We start from the raw sequence: 22,697 nt of genomic DNA on the forward strand, positions 1-22,697 counted from the left end.
CAGGCCAGATCAGCGAGCCAATATGAGCCCCGCAAGGCCGGCATTACGATGAAGAATTATCTGACATTTTTCCTGCTTCTGACCATGACCACGGCCTCCGCGCACGGACCTTTGCCGGGCCGCCTCTCGCCGCCGTCCGATCTCGTGCAAGCGGGCCTCACCGATTCCGACACCACCTTCGGCGGCACCGCGCGGCTGTGCGAGCAGGTCACCTTCTCGCGCGGCCTGCGCTATGGCGAGAGCGAAGCCAATGTGCTCGATGTCGCGACCAGCGCGATCAAGGCGGATACGCCACGGCCGGTGCTGCTGTTCGTGGCGGGTGACACCTTCACCGGCGACCGCGCGGCGCCGGAGCTGTCCCGCCAGATCCAGGACCAGGCCATGTGCTTTGCCGCGCGCAACGACATGATCGGGGTCCGCGTCAACTATCGCCTGGCGCCCTCGGCGACCTGGCCGGCCGGCGCGTCCGATGTGGCGGCGGCGCTGTCCTGGGTCCACGGCAATATCGACCTCTTCAACGGCGATGCCCGCGAAATCGTCGCGGTCGGCTATGGCGCCGGGGCCTTCCATGTCGCCGCCCTGCTGGCGCATCCCGAGCTGCAGACCGACCGCGCCGACGTCGCCGGCGTCGTGCTGGTGTCCGGGATCTACCGCGTCGGCAAGGACGCCAGCGACAGCGAGAAGGCCTATCTCGGCCTGGATGCCACCCAATACGACAAGCGGTCGGTCTTTCCCGGCATCCTCAATGTCGACGTGCCGATCGTGCTGGCCTGGGCCGCGGACGATTCCGCGGGCCTCGTGGCGCAGGGTGAGACCCTGAAGAAGACGCTGTGCGGGGCCGGCCATTGTCCGCGTAGCACGCTGCTGCGCAGCCGCGACGGCATCGCCAGCGCCTTCGGCCTCGACGGCTCCGGCGACAGCCTCGCCGAACCGACGCTGCTGCTGGTGCATCAGCTCGAGGCGCGCGGGCTGCCGTAAGCGGGGCGTGACGGCAGTGGGGTAAACAGATAGAGCGGGGGGTCTCGACCTCTCCCGCTTGCGGGAGAGGTCGCGCCGAAGGCGCGGGTGAGGGCTCTCTCCGCTTGGGGATTGTCCCGTTGAGGAGAGACCCTCTCCCCGGCCCTCTCCCGCAAGCGGGAGAGGGGGCAGACTTTCCTCGCGGCCACGACGGGGCTCAATCAGGCAGGCCTGATTGGCCTCACGCCGAGCAATGCCGGCGCGCTTTCCAGCGACGAAGCCACTCGCGGCGCGTCAATACACCTGCCGCTTTTTCTCAATAGACCACAGCGTCAAAACCGGCTGCCGAGCCACACGATCGCCAAACGCTTGCCGTAGATCGAGCAGTCTTGCTGCGGACTGAGCCGACCTCGTTGGGGGCCAACGACAAGGTGTCGAGCATGCGCGTCACCGGCAGACTGCTGTTCGTTCTGATCGTTGCTTGGGCCTTGCTTGGGGCGATGTCGCTGCAACACGCCGAGCAACCCGCGACCGACAAGGAAATCCGCATCGGCAATGTCATGCCGTATTCGGGACCGCTCTCGGAGTTTGGTGCCATCGGCCAGGCCGAGGCCGCGTATTTCGACATGATCAACACGCGTGGCGGCATCAACGGTCGCAAGATCCGCTTCATCACGCGGGACGACAATTCCGATCCGGGACGCGCGCTGGAGCTGACGCGCGATCTGGTCGAGAGCGAAGATGTCCACCTAATGTTCGGCTCGTTCGGCACGCCCGGCAATCTCGCGACGCGCCGGTATCTGAACCAGAAGAATATCCCGCAGCTGTTCGTCGCCTCCGGCGACGAGGAGCTGAGCCAGCCAGGCGCGTTTCCCTGGACCATGGGCTGGCAGCCGTCGTTCAGGTCGGAGGGGCGCATCTACGCCAACTACATCCAGGCCTATTACCCCCGAAAGAAGATCGTGGTGCTCTGGCAGAACGACCAGTTCGGGCGCATGCTCTACAAGGGCATCCAGGAGGGCCTTGGCGATCTCAACCGTCACGTCCTCGTCGACATCGCCTTCGACATTGCCGACGAGCATCTCGACGGGCACGTTTCGATCCTCAAGCGCGCCGGCGCCGACATCTTCGTCTTTCTCGGCGTGCCGTCGACGGCGTCCAAGGTGATCAAGCTGGCGGCATCGCTCAATTGGCATCCGGTCTTCATCGTCAACGATGCCTCCGCCTCGATCGCCAATGCGATGGCGCCCGCGGGCCTGGAGAACTCCTCCGGCGTGATCTCGGCGGCGTTTCTGAAGGATCCGAGCGATCCCGCCTGGAAAGACGATTCCACCATGAAGGACTGGTTCGCCTTCATGGACAAATACCATCAGGTCGAAAGCACCAACAACAGCGCCGCGCTCTTTGGCTACGCCGCGGCCGAGGCGCTGACGCAGGTGCTGAAGCAATGCGGCGACGATTTTTCGCGCGACAACATCATGCGTCAGGCGGCATCGCTCAGGGACCATCATCCGTCCGTGGCGCTGCCCAGCATCAGGATGAACACCTCGCCCAGCAACTATCTGCCGATCAGGCAAATGCGGCTGGTGCAGTTCGACGGACGGTCCTGGCAGCCTTTTGGCGAGGTGATCGAGACGGCGTTCACGGAAGGCGCGGCGCGGTGAGGTGTCGCAGGCGTGAGCTCCGCGTGGCAGCACCTCTCCCGCAAGCGGGAGAGGTTGGCGCGAAGCGCCGGGTGAGAGCTCTAGCCGCTTGGGGATTGTCCCGTTGAGGAGACACCCTCTCCCCGGCCCTCTCCCGCAAGCGGGAGAGGGGGCAGATCTTCCTCGCGGCCACAACGAGGGCTCAATCAGGCAAGGCTGATCAGTCTCACGCCGGCTTCAGCGAGGCCAGCGCGTTCTCCAGCAGCGAGCGCACCCGCGCGGCATCGCCTGACTTCACCACGGCCGGATCAAGATACAGCTCGAGGCCTGGGGCGCGCTCGGTGATGATGCCGCTGTTCTCCGCAGCAGTGTCGTTCAGTGCGTCGACCGAATAAGGAATCACCTCGCGGCTGATGCCCTTCATCGTGATCGCCGGCAGGGCGTGGGCGCGGACGATGTCGCTGACGAGCGCGAAGGTCTCGTAGCTCAGCACGATGCCGCCGGGCTCGGCGATCGATTGCAGGCGCGCGGCGAGGTTCGCCTCCGCACCGATGATGGTGTAGTCCATGCGGTCGGTGCTGCCGAAATTGCCGACATTGCAATAGCCCGAGTTGATGCCCATGCGCGAGCGGAACGGCTGCTCGATGCCGGACGCCCGCCATTTCGCATTGAGCTCGGCAAGGCGCTGCTGCATGCGCCAGGCCATCTGCAGGCAGGCCTGCGCATCGGCGCGATCGCCCCTGGTCTCGGGGTCGCCGAAGAAGATCAGCATGGCATCGCCGATGAACTTGTCGATGGTGCCGCCATATTCGTGCGCGATCGCCGACATCTCCGTGAAATATTCGTTGAGGAGCTGGGTCAACTGCTCCGGCTGCAGCCGCTCCGCCGTCGCGGTGAAATTCTGGATGTCGGAGAAGAAGATGGTGAGCTTCTTGCGCTCGGTATGGATGGTGACGTCCTTCTGCCCGGAGAAGATGCTCTTGTAGACCTGCGGCGGGATGTAGCGCGAGATCTTCATCGACAGCGAAGCGAGGAAGTCGTTGGCGGCTTCGAGCTCCTTGTTCATGCCCTTGATGCGGCGCGCCTGGCGGCGCTGCAGCGAGAGGAACGCCAGCCCGCTGCCGGCGGCGATCAGGAAATAGGCCAGCAGGAACTTGAATGAGAAAATGTTGGCGGCGATCGGCTGCGCGATGATGACCTCCTGGATGCCTCTGACGTCGCCGACTTTCCAGTCCTTCTTCGGGCTTTCGGGGTGGCTGTTGTGGCAGCTGACGCAGGCCGGCCCCATGGTAACAGGCGCAACGAGGCGGACCTTGTCATTGAACAGCGAGGTCTCGGTCTCCACGATCTTCTGCTCGGGGTCTTTCCTGAGCGCCTCCAGCGCGTCCCTCTCGAACTTGTCGAGCTGGTGCGGGGCGCGGTTCTGGAACGGGAAGTCCGAGACGAAGCGGTAGGTGATGTTCTCCTGCTGCGCGCCGATCACCCGGCCGAGCTCGAGCGACAGCGTCGCCGGGATCGGGATCGCCCCGGGAACGGATTCGTAATTGTGCACGATCCTGGTGGTGCCGTTGGGGTTGGCGAGCACGCGCCCGACCACGTTTGAGGCGTAGTAGCTGCGCACGCTTGATATCACCGAATTGAGATCGATCGCCTGCCGGCGCAAAGCCGTCTTGCTCAGCTCGGTCAGATCCAGCCACACCGCGAGGGGCAGAGCGAGCAGGAGGAAGGCGATCACGGCACCGGTGAGGATGCCGCTCTTGCGCTGCTCTTCGGATATCTCTTGTTTCACACTGTGGCTCCGTTGTGTGCAATTTCGTCGCGAATCCGAAGGGAATTGCGACGCAGCTGCGGCGGCACAGAGGAGCAGAAATGCGCCACAGCGCAAGCCCCTTTCATGGGAGGCCGATAGGATCGAAAGCCATTGTCCGGCGCGGCCCGTCCTGCCTGGCGAGCCTCCTTCTCGTGCCAGCGCGTGACTGACGCGATCCGCGCGCCATTCCACCACGCGGCGGATCAATGGATGAATTCGGCAATTATTCCATTGTCGAGCGACTTTTACCTTGAAGCTACCGATCGTTTACCGATCGAAGACCGTCCGGACGGTCACCCGCGGAGGCTCAGCGAGAAAGGATGAGAATTCGGCGAGATCGCCGCGCCCTTCGCGCCAACTCATGTAGGCCTGTTGCTGTGCCAGGCTGTCCCACCCCTGGTAGAGCACGAAATTTGTCGGGTTCGCGGAATCCCGGACAGACCAGCTAAACCTGTTTCCTGACGCCAGGCGGGTCACTGGAATGACGCGCAACAAGTGCTGCTCGAAAGCGTTCGGGTCCCGCGCAACCAATTCCAGGACCACAACGACCGCAATGGCTGCGTCCGGCGCCTCGGATCGTGGAGGGACGTCCCCCGCATGTGCATCTGCCCTGGTCATTGCAATTCCTCCAATAGCCGCGCTGATCCGCGCCCTTAAATCCGTCTGTGTGCTGCAGGCCTCACCGCGCAATCAATAGCGCGCAGCGAGGTCCAGAGGCGAATAAGGCATATGGCCGTAGGTCATAAGTTTTGTTATGAGGTGGCATGGCCTTCGATCGGTTGCATACCTTCCTTGAGGTTTATCGGCGGCTTTCCATGGGACGTGCTGCGGAGGCGCTCGCACTGACGCAGCCTGCCGTCTCCAACCAGATTTCGAGTCTCGAGCAGGAGTTCGGGTTTCCCCTGTTCGTTCGCAGCCGCAGCGGCGTTCGTCCGACGCCTGCCGCCGACAGTCTTGCCCGCGACATCGCTGAACACGTCGATGCGCTGGGGCAGACGCTCGCCGAGCGTCGGACACGCTCGACCGCGCTCTCCGGTCTTCTGCATATCGGCACGCCCGCGGAATTGTTTTCATCGGTTGGACCCCGGATCGTCGGCGCCTTCCTCGGCACTGACATTCGGATACAGGCTCATTTCGGCGGGAGAGCCTTTCTGCGCCAGGGCCTTGAAGACGGGAGCTTCGACCTCGCATTGATGGCGTCTTCTCCACCTGAGCGCAGATTCGGCTCGGAGCGGGTCGGCGGGGAGCGATTGCTGCTGCTCGCACATCCGCAGATACGGGATGCGTTGCGAGGCCGTAAGGTTGATGCACAGGCTTTGCAGACGGTGCCGTTCGTCGCCTACAATGCCGAGCTGTCCTTGATCCGCCAATACTTCCTGGAGGCCTTCCAGGGCACATGCCAGAAGGCCGCGCGTATCGTCGTCCCCGATTTGCGCAACGTTCTGGCGATTGCCGCAGAGTTGCCAATGTGGACCGTTGCGCCGGACTATCTTGCGTTGCCCTATGTCGCGAGCGGCCGCCTCGTGGAGATTGGTCCGGCGCTAACCGCCGTCAATCCATTCTATCTCGTGTGGCCGAAAGGAGCGCCTCGGACGTCACGCACGATGTTTGCCCGCCGGGCCGTCAAGGACGCCCTCATCTCAACAGGGTCCCGCTAACCGCTGAAGGAAGACGTAGATGGACCAGAATGGCTCCCATTCGATCGCTCCGCACGGCTTGCGCATCACGCGCATCAATGCCCGCCCCGTGATCGTGCCGATGAACCTGCCGCTCCAGACCTCGACCGGCGCGGTCGCCAAGGCGCCGCTGGTGCTGATCGACTGCGAGACCGACCAGGGCGCTACGGGCCATGCCTATCTGTTCTCGATCACACCATCGGCCTTGAAGCCGCTGACGGCGATGGTCACCGAGATGTCGGAGCTCGTCGCCGGCGACGAGCTGCTGCCGTTCGAGATCGAACGCAAGCTGGCCCAGCGCTTCACCCTGCTGGGCCTTGCCGGCCTGCAACGGCTGGCGCAATCCGGCATCGACATGGCGGCCTGGGACGCGCTGGCCCGCACACGCGGCCTGCCGCTGGCGCGGCTGCTCGGCGGCGCACCGAAACCGATGCGCGCCTACAATTCGAAAGGGCTCGGCATCATGCCTGTTGGCGCCGCTGTCGAGGAAGCCCACAAGCTGCTGGCTGAAGGATTTCAGGCCGCAAAAATCCGCGTCGGCCGGCCCGATGCGCGGGAGGACCTCGCCGTGGTGCGCGCGGTACGCAAGGCCGTCGGCGACCAGGTGACGCTGATGTGCGACTACAACCAGGCGCTGACGGTGACCGAGGCCATCCGCCGCGGTGAGATGCTCGACGACGAGGGCCTCACCTGGATCGAGGAGCCGATCCGCCATGACGATTATGCCGGCTGCGCCCGCATTGCCGACGCGCTGCATACGCCGGTGCAGATCGGCGAGAATTTCGACAGCGCTTTTTCCATGCAGTCCGCGCTCTCGGCGGAAGCCTGCGACTACGTGATGCCCGACGTGCAGCGCATCGGCGGCGTCACCGGCTGGCTCCGCGCCGCCGCACTGGCGCATGCCGCCGGCATCGAGATGTCGACGCATCTGTTCTCGGAGGTGAGCGCGCATCTGCTCTGCGTGACGCCGACCGCGCATTGGCTGGAATATGTCGACTGGGCCGACGCGGTGCTGGCGAGCCGGCTGCAGATCAAGGACGGCTTCGCACTGCCGAGCGAGGCGCCCGGCAACGGGATCGCATGGGACGAGGCGGCGGTGAGGAAGTATCTGGTGGGGTGATCCCGTCATCCCGAGGCGCGCACCATGCGACGCGAAGCGGCGCATGGGAAGCCTCGAAGGATGAACGGCTCCGCAGCTGTTTCCGACCGGGCTGAAAGGCCTGCTGCTAGGGACCTCAAAAGGCAGACCCACGTAAGCGGCTCTCCTGCTTTGCTGGACGCAACGACGCCGGCTTCAACTCCACATCGCAAGCGGCGCTGCTCGGCACCTACTTCACCAGCCTGAAGCGACCTCCTTCCACCTTGATCAGAAACGCCGAACGCTCGTCATATCCATTGTGGTCGGTTGGGCTCATCGTCGACAGACCGTTGTTCAGATACACGTCCTTGACACGCTCGAGCTCGTCACGAAGGGCGGCGCGAAATTCTGTCGTGCCAGGTTTCGCGGTCTTCAATGCATTTGGTATCGCCGTCTTGAGCAGCGCCATCGAATCCCACAGATGCGCAGCGAAAATGTTCGGCTTCTGCCCGTTCGCCTTCTCGTAGGCGGACACCAATTCGTCTCGAATCTTTCGGAACGGATCGTCTGCCGGCAGATCGTCCGCGATCGTGAACGCCTCGCCGGTGAAGACGGCGCCTTCGACGCTGGCGCCGCCGAGCTTGATGAACTCCTCGGTGGCCACGCCGTGGGTCTGGTAGATCTTGCCGGAATAGTCGCGCTCGCGAAGGGCCTGTTGCGGCAGAACCGCCGGCGTACCCGCCGAGGCGATGAAGACGGCGTCCGGATTCGTCGCCAAGACCTTGAGCGCCTGGCCCGTCACGCTGGTATCGGCGCGCGCATAGACTTCGTGCGTGGTCAGGGTCAGGCCCAAGGTCGGAGCAAGCCTGCTCACTTCCTTGTAATAACCTTCGCCATATCCATCGGAGACGCCGATATAGCCCAGGGTCTTCGCGCCTGACTTGGCGATATGCTTGAGAATCGCAAGGGCCATCAGGTCGTCGTTGGGAACGACCTTGAACGCCCATTTGCGCCGCTCGTCCATCAGCTGGACGATGGCTGTCGCCGCAGCCAGCGAGATGATCGGCGTCTTGGCTTCCCAGGCGACATCGAGCATCGGCATCGTCACCGGCGTCAGGGAGGAGCCGATGAGGACGTCGACACGGTCCTGAATGACGAGCCGCCGGGCGTTCTGAATGCCCTTGGTCGAATCCGATTCGTCATCCAGGGCGACATAGACGATCTTCTCGCCGCCAATTTCCTTCGGAAGGGCAGCAACCGTCCGCGTCTGCGGCTGCCCGAGCGCCGAGCCCGGCCCTGTAGCAGACACCACGATTCCCACCTTGATGTCAGCGTATGCGCAGGGGATGGCGAGAACCATTGCGGCGCAAACGCACAAGGCTGCAAGGCAGTGCCTGATCATGATGTCCTCCCTCGTATTATATTTCGAGGATGCAATGTCGCGCTGGTCGCGCCGAAAGTCTGTCCCTATGGCTAGGGACAAATCCGATCTCATGACAGAACGCTCGGGCACGGAGTTGTGCTCGTCTCTGGAGGTCGAGTTTCCTGATGGAGCCCGGATGTGATTCACTCGAAAGTGACGATTGATACATCTCTCCTGCTTTGCAGAGAGCCGTTGCTTCGGTTGACAAGCACAAGGGCCTCCATCACAATTTGCACAGGTAGATACCGCCTGCCGCTTGCACCCTTCGGGGTATGGTGAAGTGTATCGGACCGCCGCACGCTTCCTTTGCTCGAGCGAACGGGTCAGTAACGCAAGCCCTGACGATCTCCGTTCGCATTGCAGAGGATCAGCAGATGCGCGATTTCCGCGACGCCAAAGCCATGGCACAAACGCTTCGCGAAGCTTTGAACGCCCGATCGGTCTCCCTCACCGTCGGTGAGAGCCTGGAACTCATCGCGAAAGTCCTGGGATTTCCCGACTGGAACGTCTTGGCCGCACGGATCAAGGCCGCCGGGCAGGAAGCGCGGAAGCGCGTTGCAGAGCCTGCACGTGACGCAGCGAGCGACGCCGCCGCGAACGAAGTCGAGGTGCCGACCACAATCCTGGACCGCTATGCCGGAACGTATCAGTTTCACGATGCCGTCTTCACCGTGCGGCGCGATGCGAACCGTCTAACGGCGCGTCTGAGCGGACAAGGCTCCGTGTCCTACCGCGCCATGAGCGAAACGGAATTCGCCGGAGCGGACGTCGACGTCAAACTTCGCTTCGTTCCTGGACCAGACAACACGCCGGCCACACTGGTGCTGCGGCAACACGGCAATGATCACACCATGCGGCGGATCGATGCGGCTGCGGCGCAAGAGCTGGAGCGCGCGATCAAGGACCGCATGAACAGCCGCTCTGCCAGTCCCGGAAGCGAGGCCGCGCTTCGCCGTCTCATCGAAGAGGTCGCGGCTGGCCGGCCCAACTATTCTGCAATGAGCCCGGGATTGGCCGAAGCCACGCGTCAACAATTGCCGAGATTGCAACGCGGTCTTGCCGAGATGGGACCGATCACCTCGATCGCGTTTCTTGGCGTCGGCGCGCAGGGGCAGGACGTTTATTCCGTCTGGCACGAAGGCGGCGCCTCGCACTGGCACATTGCTCTGGAAACCGATGGCACGATCGGATCGGCCTTCGTTACGCCGGGACCATGACGAAAGACCATGCCCAGCCTGCCGGCGCGATCACCCCTCGCCCGCATTGCGCCGGTAGCGGAAGTCGCAATGGTCGGCGCCTTGCATGATGGTTTGCGTGCGCGTGAGCCCGATGTCGGAGCCGAAGCCTTCCGCGGTCGCGAAGTCGGCGGTGCAGACCAGGAGGAAGCCGAGCTCGGGCTCGCCCAGCGCCTTGTAGAACTCGGCATAGGCGCACCGCGTCACGTCGAATGCGAAAACGTCCTTCGACTGCTCGATGACGTCATAGGCGAGAGCATCGTCGCGGGCGTAGGTTCTGAACGCCGACGACACGGCCTTGCCGAGATCGCTATCGTTCTTCGCCTTCCAGAATTCCTCGCCGAAGCGGCGATAGAGATCGCCGAGCGCCTTGCGCACCAGCGCGTTGGCGCGCGCCTCGCCGAGCTCGGCTTGCAACGCCTTGACGAGCGGCAGCAGCACCTGCGCCTGGATCTTGGCCTGTTCGATGACGGACGCACTCATGGGCGAGCTCACGTCTCTGGGAGGGCCGTAGCCCGGATGGAGCGTAGCGTAATCCGGGTGTCGCATGACGAGATTTCCCGGATTGCGCTTCGCTCCATCCGGGCTGCACGACAATCGCGGGACGATAACTCAACTTTACGTCGGCGACGAGAATTTGCCGGTCAGCTCCGCAGCAACCGCAACGCCCGGCCCTTGTGCAGGGCGACGTGGTCGGTCTTGTCGCTTTTGATCTCGTATTGCGGATCGTCCGGCGTAGCGTGGTGAGTGTGGCCCTTGTAGTCGACGTCCTTGCTGTGGACGCGCAGGATATGGCCGCGCACCCGGCCGGCCTCGGAATTCCAGCTGACGTGGTCGCCGCGGTTGAAGGTCTTTGGCATGGCGGAACAATCCCGGAGCAAGTCGGGGTGTTCCAGGGAGCGGAGCAAGCCGCCCTAGTCCGTCTTCGCTCTTCGAGCTTCGCCGGACACGCTTCGCCATCATTGGGCGTGGCTGCGCCACGCGAAGCCTCTTGGCGAAGCGTGGTGGGCACGACAGGGATCGAACCTGTGACCCCTACCATGTCAAGGTAGTGCTCTCCCGCTGAGCTACGTGCCCTAGAGGTCGTCTAGATCGGGTGGGGTCCCTATAACGGCTCAGGGGAGCCGGCGCAAGGACGGAAGGGGGCCGATTCAGGCCGCCAGCATCTTGTTCACTTCGCTGACCAATTCGCGCAGATGCACGGGCTTGGACAGCACCTTGGCGTTCTTGGGGGCGTCCGAATCCGAGTTCAGGGCCACCGCGGCGAAGCCGGTGATGAACATGATCTTGATGTCGGGATCGAGTTCCGAGGCCCGGCGGGCGAGCTCGATGCCGTCCATCTCCGGCATCACGATGTCGGTGAGCAGCATCTCGAACGGCTCTTCCCGCAGCCGCTGATAGGCGGCCATGCCGTTGTCGTGGGACGAGACCTGAAAACCGGCGTTTTCCAGCGCCTTGACCAGGAAACGGCGCATGTCGTTGTCGTCTTCGGCGAGCAGGATCTTTGGCATGGCAGGAAACGTCGAATCCCCAGAGGATATCAGCAGAGGTCACTAAGCCCGACAGAGGGTAAATTTGGGGTGAAAATCTTTACCCTAAGCCGGCTGCGCTGCCGGCTCTTTGTGAACCGGAATGGGCTCCGAATCAATCGAGCCGGATCGACTGATCCCCGCCGGGATCCCCGCACGGTTAAGACATGTTCCAGCGTGCTTCACATCTTTTCGCTTGGCAGAATGGTTGCGATTCCGGACAATGACGACACATAAGAGCCGCTCGATCGGCCGAATCGATGCGATCTGGTCCCTGCCAGATCCCGGCACGAAGGGACGAAGCCTGAGAAGATGACCCGGTTTGACGGCGACATGTCGCCAGCCTTCGAGATCTTCGAGCCCGCCGAATGGCGCGCGCCTGTCATCTTCAACTCGCCCCACTCCGGCTCGACCTATCCGGACGAATTCCTGGCGGCGTCGCGGATCGACCTGCCGACGCTGCGGCGCTCGGAGGACTCCTTCATGGACGAGCTGATCGGCCATTTGAGCGCGCGCGGCTTTCCGACCGTGCGGGTCAACTTTCCGCGCTCCTATGTCGACGTCAACCGCGAGCCCTATGAGCTCGATCCCCGCATGTTCGCCGGCCGCCTGCCGAGCTTTGCCAACACCCGCTCGATGCGGGTCGCCGGCGGCCTCGGCACCATTCCGCGCGTGGTCGGCGACGGCCAGGAGATCTATCGCGAGCGCATCCTGGTCGACGATGCGCTGGGGCGGATCGAGACGCTCTACAAGCCTTATCATCGCGCGCTGCGCCGGCTGATCAACAAGGTGCATCAGATGTTCGGCACCGTGGTGCTGGTCGACTGCCACTCGATGCCCTCGGTCGGCGTCAGCAGAGACGAGCCGCGCCGGCCCGACGTCGTGATCGGCGACCGCTACGGAACGAGCTGCACGCCGCTGCTTCCCGATCGTGTCGAGGAGACCTTGTCGGGCCTCGGCTATTCGATTGGCCGTAACAAACCCTATGCCGGCGGCTTCATCACCGAACATTACGGCAATCCCGCAAGCGGCCTGCACACGGTGCAGCTCGAGCTCAATCGCGCGATCTACATGGACGAGCGGCGGCGCGAGCGGAGTGCCCGCTTTGCGCAAGTGGCCTCCGACTTCGGCATTCTCGCCGACGTGCTGGCAACCACGATTCCATTCGCCGATCTCGGCCCGTTCCAGGCCGCGGCGGAATAGGCCCGGCTTTTCTTCCGATCATGTTGTCTTCGATTGGCGCGAAGGCGTCTTCGCTTCGCAAGCTTGCGCGCCTTGAAGTGAAAACGGCGGCCCCAAGAAAAAAGGGCCGCTTCTGATGAAGAAGCGGCCCAAGTCTAGGGAGGAAACGCCCAAGGAGGGCAGCGGTAACGCCAAGCGCTACCGCACCGCAACAATATGCGACCGCGCCGCACAAAGTGCAAGGGCTTTTGAGCCGTTTCCCATGCAATTCGCACATGGCTCAGTTGCTTCCATGGAAACCCAGATTCAGTTCCTTTGATAAGGAAATTCAATGGGTTGATAGTCATTTGCATACGAACAAGGCAACTTCGGAACTAAGTTTTCAACTCTGTGATCGATATTTGGCCAGCAGATGACTGAGATGAGGCAGCATGCCTCGGCATCCAAAATACCAGGGAGCAAAACCAAGACAGCGCTGCACGCGGCAGGCGAATTGGGCTAGGCAGGAGAGAGCTTCATCCAACCTTCGCTTCGAGGATTCGGCCTGTGACGGTGATCGACTTCTCCGCCTTCATCGGACGGCTCGCCACCGCCTCCGGCGAAACCATCCTGCCGTTCTTCCGCACCTCGCTGTCGATCGACGACAAGAGCAAGACCAAGGATTTCGACCCCGTGACGGAGGCCGACCGCGCCGCGGAGGCGGTGATGCGGCGGCTGATCAAGGCCAACTTCCCCCAGCACGGCATCGTCGGCGAGGAATTCGGCAACGAGCGCGAGGACGCCGACTACGTCTGGGTGCTCGACCCCATCGACGGCACCAAATCCTTCATCGGCGGCTTTCCGATCTGGGGCACGCTGATCGCGCTCTTGCACAAGGGCACGCCGGTGTTCGGCATGATGCACCAGCCCTTCATCGGCGAGCGCTTTTCCGGCGACAACGGCTCGGCCAACTATAAAGGGCCCTCCGGCGAGCGTCGGCTCCAGGTCCGCCGCTGCGCTTCGCTGTCGGAAGCCACGACCTACACCACCAGCCCGCTGCTGATGAACGAGAGCGACCGCGCCATCTTCGGCCGCATCGAGCGGGGCGCGCGGCTGTCGCGCTATGGCGGCGACTGCTACTCCTATTGCATGCTGGCGGCCGGCCACGTCGACCTCGTGGTCGAGACCGAGCTGAAATCCTACGACATCGCAGCGCTGATCCCGATCGTGACCGGCGCCGGCGGCGTCGTCACCACCTGGGAAGGCAAGCCGGCCCAGGGCGGCGGCCGCATCATCGCGGCCGGCGACGCCAGGGTTCACGAGGAAGCGTTGAGGCTTTTGAACCAATAACAAGCGAGCGGAGGGCTTGCATGACCGTCTCACGCAGGCTGCTCCTTGGATTACTTCTGCTGCTGCCCTTATTGGCATCCGCGCAGAACTTTCCGGCCAAGCCGATCAAGCTGATCGTGCCCTTCCCGGCCGGCGGGCCCAACGACATCATCGCGCGGGTAATCGGCCAGCGCATGTCGGAACTGTCAGGGCAGCCGGTTGTGATCGACAATCGCGGCGGCCAGGGCGGCGTGCTCGGCACCGACGCGGTTTCGAAGGCCCCGCCTGACGGCTACACCATCGCGATCTCCTCAGCCGGCGCGCTCGCGATCAGCCCGAGCATGGAGAAGGTCGCCTATGACACGCAGGCCGATCTCGCCCCGGTGACGCTGGTTGCGACCGTGCCGGAAATGCTCGTCGTCGCCACCAATGTGCCCGCAAAGGACATTGGCGGATTGATCGCGCTGGCCAAGGCGCAGCCGGGCAAGCTCAACTTCGCCTCTTCCGGCCCCGGCAGCCTGCCGCATCTGGCCGGTGAATTGTTCAAGCTGACGGCGAAGATCGACATCGTGCACGTGCCCTATCGTGGCGCCGCGCCCGCGGTGAACGATCTGCTCGGCCAGCAGGTGCAGATGACCTTCCTCGATCTCCCCGTGCTGCTGCCGCAGGTCAAAGCCGGCGCCTTGCGCCCCATTGCGATGGGCTCGGCCGCGCGCGCCCCGACCGCGCCTGACGTGCCGACCACCGCGGAAGCGGGCTTTCCTGATCTCCGCATCGAGAACTAGTACGGCATGGTGGCGCCCAAGGGCACGCCGAAGGAGATCGTCGCGGCGCTGCATGGCCTCGCGACCAAGGCCATGGCGGATCCCGCGGTGAAGGAGAAGCTCGCCGCGCAGGGCGCGACGCTGATCGGCGACGAGCCGGAGCATTTCCGCAGCTTCATCGCGGACGAGACCAAGAAGTGGGCGAAGGTGATCAAGGACGCCGGGGTGGAGACGGGGAAGTAGCTGGTTCGACACCTCTCCCGCTTGCGGGAGAGGTCGGCGCGAAGCGCCGGGTGAGGGTTCTGTCCTCTGGGGGATTGTCCCATTGCGGAGACACCCTCTCCCCAGCCCTCTCCCGCAAGCAAGCGAGAGAGGGAGCGCACCGCCGATGCGGCGCGAGTTAAGTCTCGCCTCACACCGCCTCTGCCCTCAAATGCTCCACTAGCATCTTCGCCGGCCGCGGCAGCGTCTTGAAGCTTCGCGCGCAGATCACGAGGCGGCGGTTGGCCCAATTGTCGCGCAGGCGGACCATGGCGAGCGGCATGGTCTTGGCGCAGCGGCGTGCGGCGGCTTCGGGCACGAGGGCGACGCCGACATCGGCGGCGACCATCTGGCAGATCGCGTCGAAATCGCGCAGCCGGGCGCGGAAATGCGGGCGCATGCCGAGCCGCGCGGCGTGCTTGGAGATGTGCATCTGCAGCGCAGTGGCGCTGGTGAGCCCGACGAACTCGCAGGAGCCCGCCTCCTGGAAATCGATCTGGCGGCGGCCGGCGAACGGGCCGCGGCGCGAGGTCACCAGCGTCAGGCGATCCTCGCTGAAGGGGAAGCGTTCGATATGGTCCGGCAGCGCGTGCTCGGCGGCGAAGCCGAGATCGGCCGCACCGGCGGTGATCGCCGCTGCGATATCGGTGCTCTCGCGCTCCTCGATGTCGACGGCGACGTCGCGATGCTCGCGCAGGAAACCGGCGAGCGCCTTCGGCAGGTGCTCCGACAGGCCTGACGTATTGGCGAGGAAATGCACGCTGGCGCGCACGCCGCTGGCAAAGCCGGCGAGATCGCCGCGCATGGCGTCGATCTGGTGGATGACTAGCCGCGCATGATCGAGCAGGCTCTCGCCGGCCGCGGGCAACTCGACGCCGCGGCGCCCGCGCTTGAGCAGCGCGACGCCGAGCGCATCCTCGAGCCCCTTGATGCGCGCGCTGGCCGAGGCCAGAGCGAGATGCGAGCGCTCCGCACCGCGGGTGATGCTGCGCTGGTCGGCAACCGCGATGAAGAGCTGGAGGTCGACGAGATCGAAGCGCATGGCGTGTCTCCTCAGCCTTCGTTTGCAGCGAAGGCTCTCTCCGTAACCTCCAGATTGTGCCTGATCGCGGTATCGGTCAATGTGCAGATATGATCGACCCGATGCTCATCCTCATCGCCGCCGTGTTCCTGCTTGCCGGATTCGTCAAGGGCGTGGTCGGACTCGGCCTGCCGACGGTGTCCATGGGCCTGCTCGCCGTGAGCATGGCCCCGAGCCGCGCCATCGCCATCGTCATCGTGCCGGCCATCATCACCAACATCTGGCAGACCTTCGTCGGCCCTCACTTGCGCGACATCCTGCGGCGGCTGTGGCCGCTGATGATCGGCACCGTGATCGGCTGCTGGCTCAATGCCGGCGCGCTGACCGGGCCCCATGCGCGCTACGGCACGATCGTGCTCGGCGCCCTGCTCGTCGTCTACGCCGTGATCGGCCTGAACAAATTCCACTTCCGCGTCGCGCCCGGAAACGAGAAATGGGTCGGCGGCGTGGTCGGCGTCGTCACCGGCGTGATCTCGGCCTCGACCGGCGTGCAGGTGATCCCCTCGATGCCGTTCATGCAGGCGATCGGCATGGAGAAGGACGAACTGGTGCAGGCGCTCGGCGTGTTCTTCACCACCGCAACGTTGGCGCTCGCCTTCAACCTGAGCGCCGTCGGATTGCTGACGCCGGCCAATGCCGTGCCGGGCGCCATCGGCCTCGCCATGGCCTTTGCCGGCATGTTCATCGGCCAGTCATTGCGCGCACGGATGCCGGCCGAAGCGTTTCGCCGCTGGTTCCTGATCGCGATGATCTTGCTCGGCCTCTATCTCGCCGGCAGTGCGCTGGTGAAGGAATTCGCCTGAGGGAAGCTACCGCGTCTCCAGCATGGCGACGCGGATACCGAGATAGATGAAGAGGCCGCCAAGCGCGCGATTGACCCAGGCGATCGCTCCCTCGGACCGACGCAGCCGGTGCGCGGCCTTGGCGGCGAATGCGGCGAGCACCAGGCACCACAGCGTCCCCGTAAAGATGAAGATCAGGCCGAGCGTCAGGAAGGCGAGCGGCTTGTGCGGCGCATCGGCTGCGACGAATTGCGGCAGAAACGCCAGGAAGAACAGCGCGACCTTGGGATTGAGCGCGTTGGTGAAGACGCCCTGGAGGAAGACCCGCCGCAATGAGCTCCGCACCGGCGCGTCGACGCTTGAGGCCAGCACCGGGCGCGACCACAGCATCTGAAGTCCGGTCACGACCAGATAGGCCGCCCCGACCAGCTTCAGGATCGAGAAGGCGGTGGACGAGGCCATCAGCAGGGCCGAAAGACCGATCGCCGCGCCCGCGACATGGACAAAACAGCCGCAACTGATGCCCAAGGCGGCAGCGGCGCCGCCCCGCCAGCCCATCTGCATGCTGCGGCCGATCACATAGACCGAATCCGGCCCCGGCGTGATGTTGAGCAGCACGCCCGACAGGATGAAAAGTCCGATCTCGTGAATGCCCAGCATGCAAGCTGCCTCCCGCCGCCCCGTCGCGGGCGGTCCCGGTTCCGCTTAGTCGGTCCGCCCGTCCCCGTCCACCGCCGGGATTGCTTAGGATTTACCTCGAATTTGCAATGCGGATCATGCTTCCGCTTGGCCTCATCTGCTTTATAAAGGCAGGGTTCTTGAAATGCGGGATTCGAGGCGACTGCCACGCCGTGGCCGGTCCCCTATCCCTTGGAGCTTCGCGGATATGGAAAGACGTCTGGCCGCCATCGTCTGCGCCGATGTCGCCGGCTATTCGCGCATGATGGGCAGCGACGAGGCCGGCACCCATGCCGCCTTCAAGGCCCATCGCAGCGCGATCCATCCCATCATCCTCAATCACGGCGGCCGCGTCGTGAAAAACACCGGCGATGGCTTCCTGCTCGAGTTCCCCTCGATCGTCGGCGCCACCGAGGCTTCGATCGCGATGCAGACGCTGATGGCCGAACGCAACCACCATCTGCCGGCCGACCGCGCCATGCAGTTCCGGCTCGGCATCCACATGGGCGACGTCATCGCCGACGAGGACGAGGTTTTCGGTGACGACGTCAACATCGCCGTCCGCCTGGAATCGGTGGCGAGCCCCGGCGGGTTCGCGATCTCGGCCAAGGCCTACCGGGAGGCGAGCAAGCATCTCACGGTGCCTCTGACCGATGCCGGCAACCATCGCTTCAAGAACATCAAGGATGCGATCGGGGTCTGGACCTGGACGCCCGAGGGCGCGCCGGCGCTTGCCCCCGAGCTCCGGGAGGCCTCGGCTCTGTCGCAGCAGTACCGCACCGCGATCGTCGGCGTGCTGCCCTTTGCCAATCTCAGCGACGCCCAGGATGAATATTTTTCCGATGGCCTCACCGAGGACCTGATCCACGCGCTGTCGCTGCAATCCTTCTATCGGGTGCTGAGCCGCAACTCGACCTTCGCCTTCAAGGGTAAGAACACGAGCACGCGGCTGATCGCGCGCGAGATCGACGCCACCTATCTGATCCAGGGCTCGGTGCGGCGCGCCGGCGCCAAGATCCGCGTGACCGCCGAGCTGATCGCGCCGGAGACCGGCGAGCAGCTCTGGACCGGCCGCTACGACCGCGACATCGGCGATTTGTTCGCGATGCAGGACGAGATCACGACCAACCTGTCCGCCGCCATCGCCACCGAGATCGTCCGTGCCGAGGCCTCGGCGCCGGCGCGGCTCTCGACCGACGTCTCCGCCTGGGACCGTTTTCTCAAGGGACTGTCACACTACTACCGGCAGACCAAGGAGGATCTGGCCGCCGCCGTCGACCTGTTCCGTGAGGCCATCGGGCTCGATCCCAAGCTGTCGATCGCGCACGCCTATCTCGCCACGATTCAGATCCAGAGTATTCAGTTCGGCTGGGTCAAGGGCACGCGCGAGATGTGGGCCGAGGCGATGAACCTCGCCGAAACCAGCGTCCGGCTCGACCCACGCTCCTCCTTTGCATTCTCGATCCTGTCCTGGGCTCATGCGATGGAGGGACACTACGAGGCCGCGATGGACGCCGCCAAGCGTGCGGTCGCGCTCAATCCCTACGACAATGGCGCACGCGGCGTGCTCGGCATCTGCCATTTCGTCATCGGCGAGCACCGCGAGGCGATCGAGCTGTTCTCGATGGCCGCGCAACGCGACAACAGCGACCCGCGCTACCAATGGGCGGCGCTGAACGCCTTCAGTCATTATCTTCTGCGCCAATATGACGCGACGCTGTCATGGGCCCGCGAGCAGCTCTACATCAACCCGAATCACATGCAGGCGCTGGCGATCCGCGCCGCAGCGCTGGCGCAACTGGGACGGAGCGGCGAGTCCGCCGAGGCCACCTCCGTGCTCATGGGCAACTACCCTACCCTGAATGTCGATCGTCACCTGCGCAATTTCCACTGGAAGCGGCCCGAGGACATCGCCCATTATCGCGAGGGGCTGCTGAAGGCCGGCGTGCCGCTTGGCAAGCTGACGCTGGTTCAAAGCGACGTCAAACGGGCCGCCGAGTCCTGAACGGCAGGCCGCGGTCCCTTCGCGGCAAGCTGCTCGCGCCCGCTGTTGTTGACAGGACAGTGAAATCAGCCACACTTCATCACACGCTGAAGTAGTATATCTGCTGTCGGTTTGTTAGGAATTTCCGCGCTTGATCGGCGCGTCTTTCTTTCGATTCGCCGTTTTCAGGATTTGGGCCATGCATGACCGCGCTTCGAAGCCGCCCTTCGACCCCTCGATCCAGGTCTCGCCGAACAATCCCTGCCCCTTCCTGCGCGGCCTCGTCGGCGAAGGTTTTGTCGATGGCGGCACCGTTCCACTCCGGACGCTGTCGCAGACCATCGCAAATGCAAGTGGCGAGACAGGGCTGAAGAAGACCTCGGCCCGGATCCAGGTCCGCGGCGTCGCACTGATCGCCAACGGCGCCTGTCACATCCTGCAAAGCATCTTCTGGGGCGCGCAGCTCAACACGCTGCGCGGCGGCCCGCTCGACAAGCTCGGTGCCGGCTCGCGCATCCTCGGCGTCGACGGTCGCGTCGACGAGGACGAGATTGCGCGGCTTGCCAGTTTCGGCGGCACCTATGCCGATCCCGATGGCGGCGGCACCGAGACCGGGCTCAACGCCTCGCAAATCCAGACCTTCATGAAGGACAACCTCAAGCGCGCCGGCAAGCAAGCGCGCTGGTACTACCCGATCCTGATGAAGTTCGAATGGCCGGTCCTGCTCAAGATCATGGGCAAGGGCCAGGGTGACGACCGCTATCTCAGCGTGGCCGAGGTGAGGACATTGTTCAACGAGCGCAAATTCCCTGACAGGATCACCCAGCGGGTCGTCAGCCAGCCGGTCACCCCGCCCTCGCTGATCTTGCGCGCTGCCGGCGGACTGGTCGCCGCGCTCCTCATATTCGGCATCGTGGCGCTGCGCTTTCCGGATCAATTCCAGCCGATGCTGCCCGGCATCCTCGGGGACCTCGTGGCCCCGCCATTGCCCGCGCAGGTCGAACCCCGGGCCGCGTATTGGCTCGAGCAGAACTGGGCGCTGGAGGACCGGCACTGGTTTCATCACGCCAGCCAGGGCACCGCGACTTTCCCGGTGCCCTATCGCTGGTTCATGGCGCTCGAGCAGCCGCGGCTTCATTCCTTCGCAAAGCCCGGGATGCTGCATGACAGCGATCATCTGCAGCGCTTCGGCTTCATCCCGAGCCCGCAGACGATCAACACCGACGACGCCACGCTGCGCCGGTTCGGCTATGCCAACGTCTACGACAAGACCAAGCCGGTGCCGGCGCGGCTCTGGAATCCGCCGGTCAACTGGGGCCCCCAGGCCGAAAACGTCGACGGCCTGCCCGTCGGCTTCGCACGCATGACCGGCGTACCCGATCCCGCGACCGGCCAGGTCGGCGAGGACCGGATCGGCCTGACCTGCGCCGCCTGCCACACCGGCCAGATCCACTACAAGGGCATCGACATCCGCTTCGACGGCGGCCCGGCGATGACCGACCTGAGGAAGCTCGAGGTCACCACCGGCCTGTCGATCGCCTATACGCTCTACGTGCCGGGTCGCTTCACGCGCTTCGCCGACCGCGTGCTCGGCCCTTCCGCCAGCGATGCGGACCGCGACGCGCTGAAGCAGAAGCTGAGTGCGATCGGCACGTTCCTGGTCGACTGGGAGAAGACCTACGCGAAGACCATCGGCGGCAAGACGAGGTTCAACGAGAAGACGAAGCGGGAAGAGCCGCAGCAGGACACCGAGGAAGGTTATGGCCGCCTCGATGCGCTCAACCGCATCGGCAACCAGGTCTTCTCCCAGGACATGACGCTCAGCGGCCTCAGCGGCTTCGAGAAGAATCTGCATGCCAAGGACGCGCCGGTCAGCTTCCCGCCGATCTGGACCGTGCCCTGGCTCAAATACGCGCAATATGACGCTTCGATCGAACAGCCGCTGATCCGCAACGCCGGCGAAGCGCTGGGCGTGACCGCGCTGCTCAACCTGTCCGACAATACACCCAAGGACAGGCTGTTCCGATCGTCGATGGACATCAAGAATCTGAACTGGATCGAGGATCTGCTGAAGGGGTCGGCGCCCTATCCGAAAAAGCAGCTCTCCGGACTGACATCGCCGAAATGGCCGTCGGACATCGTCGGCGACGATGCCTGGAAGATCGACGGTGAGCGCGTCAAACGTGGCCGCAAGCTCTACTCGGAGATCTGCGTCGAATGCCACCTCGGGCCGGTCAATGATCCCGTGTTCGACACCGAATTTCCACAGCAGAGCATCTGGTCCTCGCAACGGTGGGAGACCATCGGCGACGACAAATTCCTGAACGAGGTCCAGAAGAGCGCCAAAGGCATGGGCACCGACCCCGCTCAGGCCAGCGTGCTGGCGACGCGGACGGTTCAGGTGCCGGGCTTTCTCAAGCTCGATCCCACGCAGAACCTCAATGCCTGGTGGAACTGCAATCTGCCGGATGTTTCTTCGACCGACATGCCATATTCGCTTGGCTTGATGGTGCTCGTCGACATCGTCGCCCGCAAGGCGATGGACGATGCCAAGATCGACCCGAAGGTTCAGCAGGCCTGGTGGGGCAAGCGCAAGAACTGCCCCAATCCCGGTCCGCAGCCGCCCGACAAGAACGAGCCGGGGCCCTGGTATCGCGCGCGCCCGCTCAATGGCGTCTGGGCCACCGCGCCTTACCTGCATAACGGATCGGTGCCCTCGCTCTACTGGATGCTGAGCCCCGCGGCCGAACGCCCCAAATCGTTCTGCATGGGTGGCGGCCGCGACTACGATCCGAAGCAGGTCGGCTTCGCGGTCGCCGACGGCGAGAGCTGCAAGACCGGGCAGTCGCGCTTCTCGACGCGGGCGTCTGACGGCACCGAACTGTTCGGCAACAGCAATGCCGGCCACTCGTTCGATGGCACGCCGGGCCCCGGCAAGGACGGCACCATCGGCCGCGTGCTCAAGGAGCAAGAGCGCTACGATCTGATCGAGTATCTGAAGACGCTGTAGCGCGCGTCGGAGGCAGTGCGCTCCCTCTCCCGCTTGCGGGGGAGGGTTGGGGTGGGGGTGCTTCCGCGGGCGATGACCCCCGTGAGGAGAGAACCCTCACCCGGCGCTACGCGCCGACCTCTCCCGCAAGCGAGAGCTTTGCGCAATGTCTTGTGCGGGAGTGAGGTTTGATTTCGGGCTTTTTTTGAACGACCTCGGGCGTCGGGCGCGAAGTGGACAGGTCCGTTTTCGCGGCCGATCGGTGGTGGCGGTCGATGGCAGTCATGCTGCGGCCCCTACGGGCTGCAGTACCGCCC

At 64.2% G+C, this 22,697-nt stretch carries 18 protein-coding genes, 1 tRNA gene and 1 pseudogene; 11 read left to right on the plus strand and 9 right to left on the minus strand.

Annotated elements, in window-relative coordinates; all coding sequences use genetic code 11:
• Positions 1-48 precede the first annotated feature (48 nt).
• Positions 49-978, plus strand: coding sequence for an alpha/beta hydrolase (locus CVM73_RS23090; RefSeq protein WP_100234147.1), 930 nt, complete (start codon positions 49-51; stop codon positions 976-978).
• Positions 979-1,397: 419 nt separating this feature from the next.
• A complete protein-coding gene (locus CVM73_RS23095; protein WP_167407005.1) occupies positions 1,398-2,621 on the plus strand; it encodes an ABC transporter substrate-binding protein in 1,224 nt (407 codons plus the stop codon).
• Between the two features lie 205 nt (positions 2,622-2,826).
• Here CVM73_RS23095 and CVM73_RS23105 read toward each other — a convergent pair whose 3' ends face one another.
• Positions 2,827-4,389: an adenylate/guanylate cyclase domain-containing protein gene (locus tag CVM73_RS23105; protein WP_100234148.1), complete on the minus strand. Its 1,563-nt coding sequence runs from the start codon at positions 4,387-4,389 to the stop codon at positions 2,827-2,829.
• Positions 4,390-4,677: 288 nt separating this feature from the next.
• Positions 4,678-5,028: a putative quinol monooxygenase gene (locus CVM73_RS23110; RefSeq protein ID WP_100234149.1), complete on the minus strand. Its 351-nt coding sequence runs from the start codon at positions 5,026-5,028 to the stop codon at positions 4,678-4,680.
• Positions 5,029-5,174: 146 nt separating this feature from the next.
• Here CVM73_RS23110 and CVM73_RS23115 point away from each other — a divergent pair, with 146 nt between their 5' ends.
• On the plus strand, positions 5,175-6,068 hold the full coding sequence (locus CVM73_RS23115; protein WP_100234150.1) for a LysR family transcriptional regulator: 894 nt from the start codon (positions 5,175-5,177) through the stop codon (positions 6,066-6,068).
• 19 nt (positions 6,069-6,087) lie between these two features.
• Positions 6,088-7,206: an enolase C-terminal domain-like protein gene (locus CVM73_RS23120; RefSeq protein ID WP_100234151.1), complete on the plus strand. Its 1,119-nt coding sequence runs from the start codon at positions 6,088-6,090 to the stop codon at positions 7,204-7,206.
• A 208-nt stretch (positions 7,207-7,414) separates the two neighbouring features.
• Here CVM73_RS23120 and CVM73_RS23125 read toward each other — a convergent pair whose 3' ends face one another.
• Positions 7,415-8,524 (minus strand): ABC transporter substrate-binding protein, encoded by a 1,110-nt coding sequence (locus CVM73_RS23125; RefSeq protein ID WP_100234152.1) that lies wholly within the window; start codon positions 8,522-8,524, stop codon positions 7,415-7,417.
• A 437-nt stretch (positions 8,525-8,961) separates the two neighbouring features.
• On the opposite strand from CVM73_RS23125, the gene CVM73_RS23135 reads away from it, so the two are divergent.
• Positions 8,962-9,804, plus strand: a complete 843-nt coding sequence (locus CVM73_RS23135; protein ID WP_100234154.1) for a glyoxalase superfamily protein — start codon at positions 8,962-8,964, stop codon at positions 9,802-9,804.
• Between the two features lie 30 nt (positions 9,805-9,834).
• Here the strand turns inward: CVM73_RS23135 and CVM73_RS23140 are convergent, their stop codons facing one another.
• The 4 genes from CVM73_RS23140 to cpdR form a co-directional block, all read right to left on the minus strand.
• Complete coding sequence (locus tag CVM73_RS23140; protein ID WP_100234155.1) at positions 9,835-10,305, minus strand: L-2-amino-thiazoline-4-carboxylic acid hydrolase; 471 nt, start codon at positions 10,303-10,305, stop codon at positions 9,835-9,837.
• Positions 10,306-10,466: 161 nt separating this feature from the next.
• A complete protein-coding gene (locus tag CVM73_RS23145; protein WP_100234156.1) occupies positions 10,467-10,682 on the minus strand; it encodes a hypervirulence associated TUDOR domain-containing protein in 216 nt (71 codons plus the stop codon).
• A gap of 142 nt (positions 10,683-10,824) precedes the next feature.
• A tRNA-Val gene (locus CVM73_RS23150) sits at positions 10,825-10,899 on the minus strand.
• A gap of 74 nt (positions 10,900-10,973) precedes the next feature.
• Positions 10,974-11,333 (minus strand): cell cycle two-component system response regulator CpdR, encoded by a 360-nt coding sequence (cpdR, locus tag CVM73_RS23155; RefSeq protein ID WP_007597092.1) that lies wholly within the window; start codon positions 11,331-11,333, stop codon positions 10,974-10,976.
• A 330-nt stretch (positions 11,334-11,663) separates the two neighbouring features.
• Between cpdR and CVM73_RS23165 the strand changes: the two genes are divergently transcribed.
• From CVM73_RS23165 to CVM73_RS23175, 3 genes and pseudogenes are all read left to right on the plus strand, one after another.
• Positions 11,664-12,554 carry an N-formylglutamate amidohydrolase gene (locus CVM73_RS23165; RefSeq protein ID WP_100234158.1) on the plus strand — a complete coding sequence of 297 codons (891 nt, stop codon included), beginning with the start codon at positions 11,664-11,666 and terminating at the stop codon, positions 12,552-12,554.
• A 525-nt stretch (positions 12,555-13,079) separates the two neighbouring features.
• Positions 13,080-13,862: a histidinol-phosphatase gene (gene hisN, locus CVM73_RS23170; protein ID WP_100234159.1), complete on the plus strand. Its 783-nt coding sequence runs from the start codon at positions 13,080-13,082 to the stop codon at positions 13,860-13,862.
• A 20-nt stretch (positions 13,863-13,882) separates the two neighbouring features.
• Positions 13,883-14,848, plus strand: a pseudogene (locus CVM73_RS23175) (Bug family tripartite tricarboxylate transporter substrate binding protein).
• A gap of 169 nt (positions 14,849-15,017) precedes the next feature.
• On the opposite strand, the gene CVM73_RS23180 reads toward CVM73_RS23175, so the two are convergent.
• On the minus strand, positions 15,018-15,908 hold the full coding sequence (locus tag CVM73_RS23180) for a LysR substrate-binding domain-containing protein (protein ID WP_100234160.1): 891 nt from the start codon (positions 15,906-15,908) through the stop codon (positions 15,018-15,020).
• Positions 15,909-15,997: 89 nt separating this feature from the next.
• Between CVM73_RS23180 and CVM73_RS23185 the strand changes: the two genes are divergently transcribed.
• Complete coding sequence (locus CVM73_RS23185) at positions 15,998-16,750, plus strand: sulfite exporter TauE/SafE family protein (RefSeq protein WP_100234161.1); 753 nt, start codon at positions 15,998-16,000, stop codon at positions 16,748-16,750.
• A gap of 6 nt (positions 16,751-16,756) precedes the next feature.
• Here the strand turns inward: CVM73_RS23185 and CVM73_RS23190 are convergent, their stop codons facing one another.
• The gene (locus CVM73_RS23190; protein WP_100234162.1) at positions 16,757-17,389 is read right to left on the minus strand and encodes a LysE family translocator; all 633 of its coding nucleotides are present in this window, start codon (positions 17,387-17,389) and stop codon (positions 16,757-16,759) included.
• A 226-nt stretch (positions 17,390-17,615) separates the two neighbouring features.
• Between CVM73_RS23190 and CVM73_RS23195 the strand changes: the two genes are divergently transcribed.
• Both CVM73_RS23195 and CVM73_RS23200 read left to right on the plus strand, forming a co-directional pair.
• Positions 17,616-19,412 (plus strand): adenylate/guanylate cyclase domain-containing protein, encoded by a 1,797-nt coding sequence (locus CVM73_RS23195; RefSeq protein WP_167407003.1) that lies wholly within the window; start codon positions 17,616-17,618, stop codon positions 19,410-19,412.
• A 178-nt stretch (positions 19,413-19,590) separates the two neighbouring features.
• Complete coding sequence (locus tag CVM73_RS23200; protein ID WP_100234179.1) at positions 19,591-22,401, plus strand: di-heme-cytochrome C peroxidase; 2,811 nt, start codon at positions 19,591-19,593, stop codon at positions 22,399-22,401.
• Positions 22,402-22,697 lie beyond the last annotated feature (296 nt).

The organism is Bradyrhizobium forestalis (genome assembly GCF_002795245.1).
Classification (GTDB): domain Bacteria; phylum Pseudomonadota; class Alphaproteobacteria; order Rhizobiales; family Xanthobacteraceae; genus Bradyrhizobium; species Bradyrhizobium forestalis.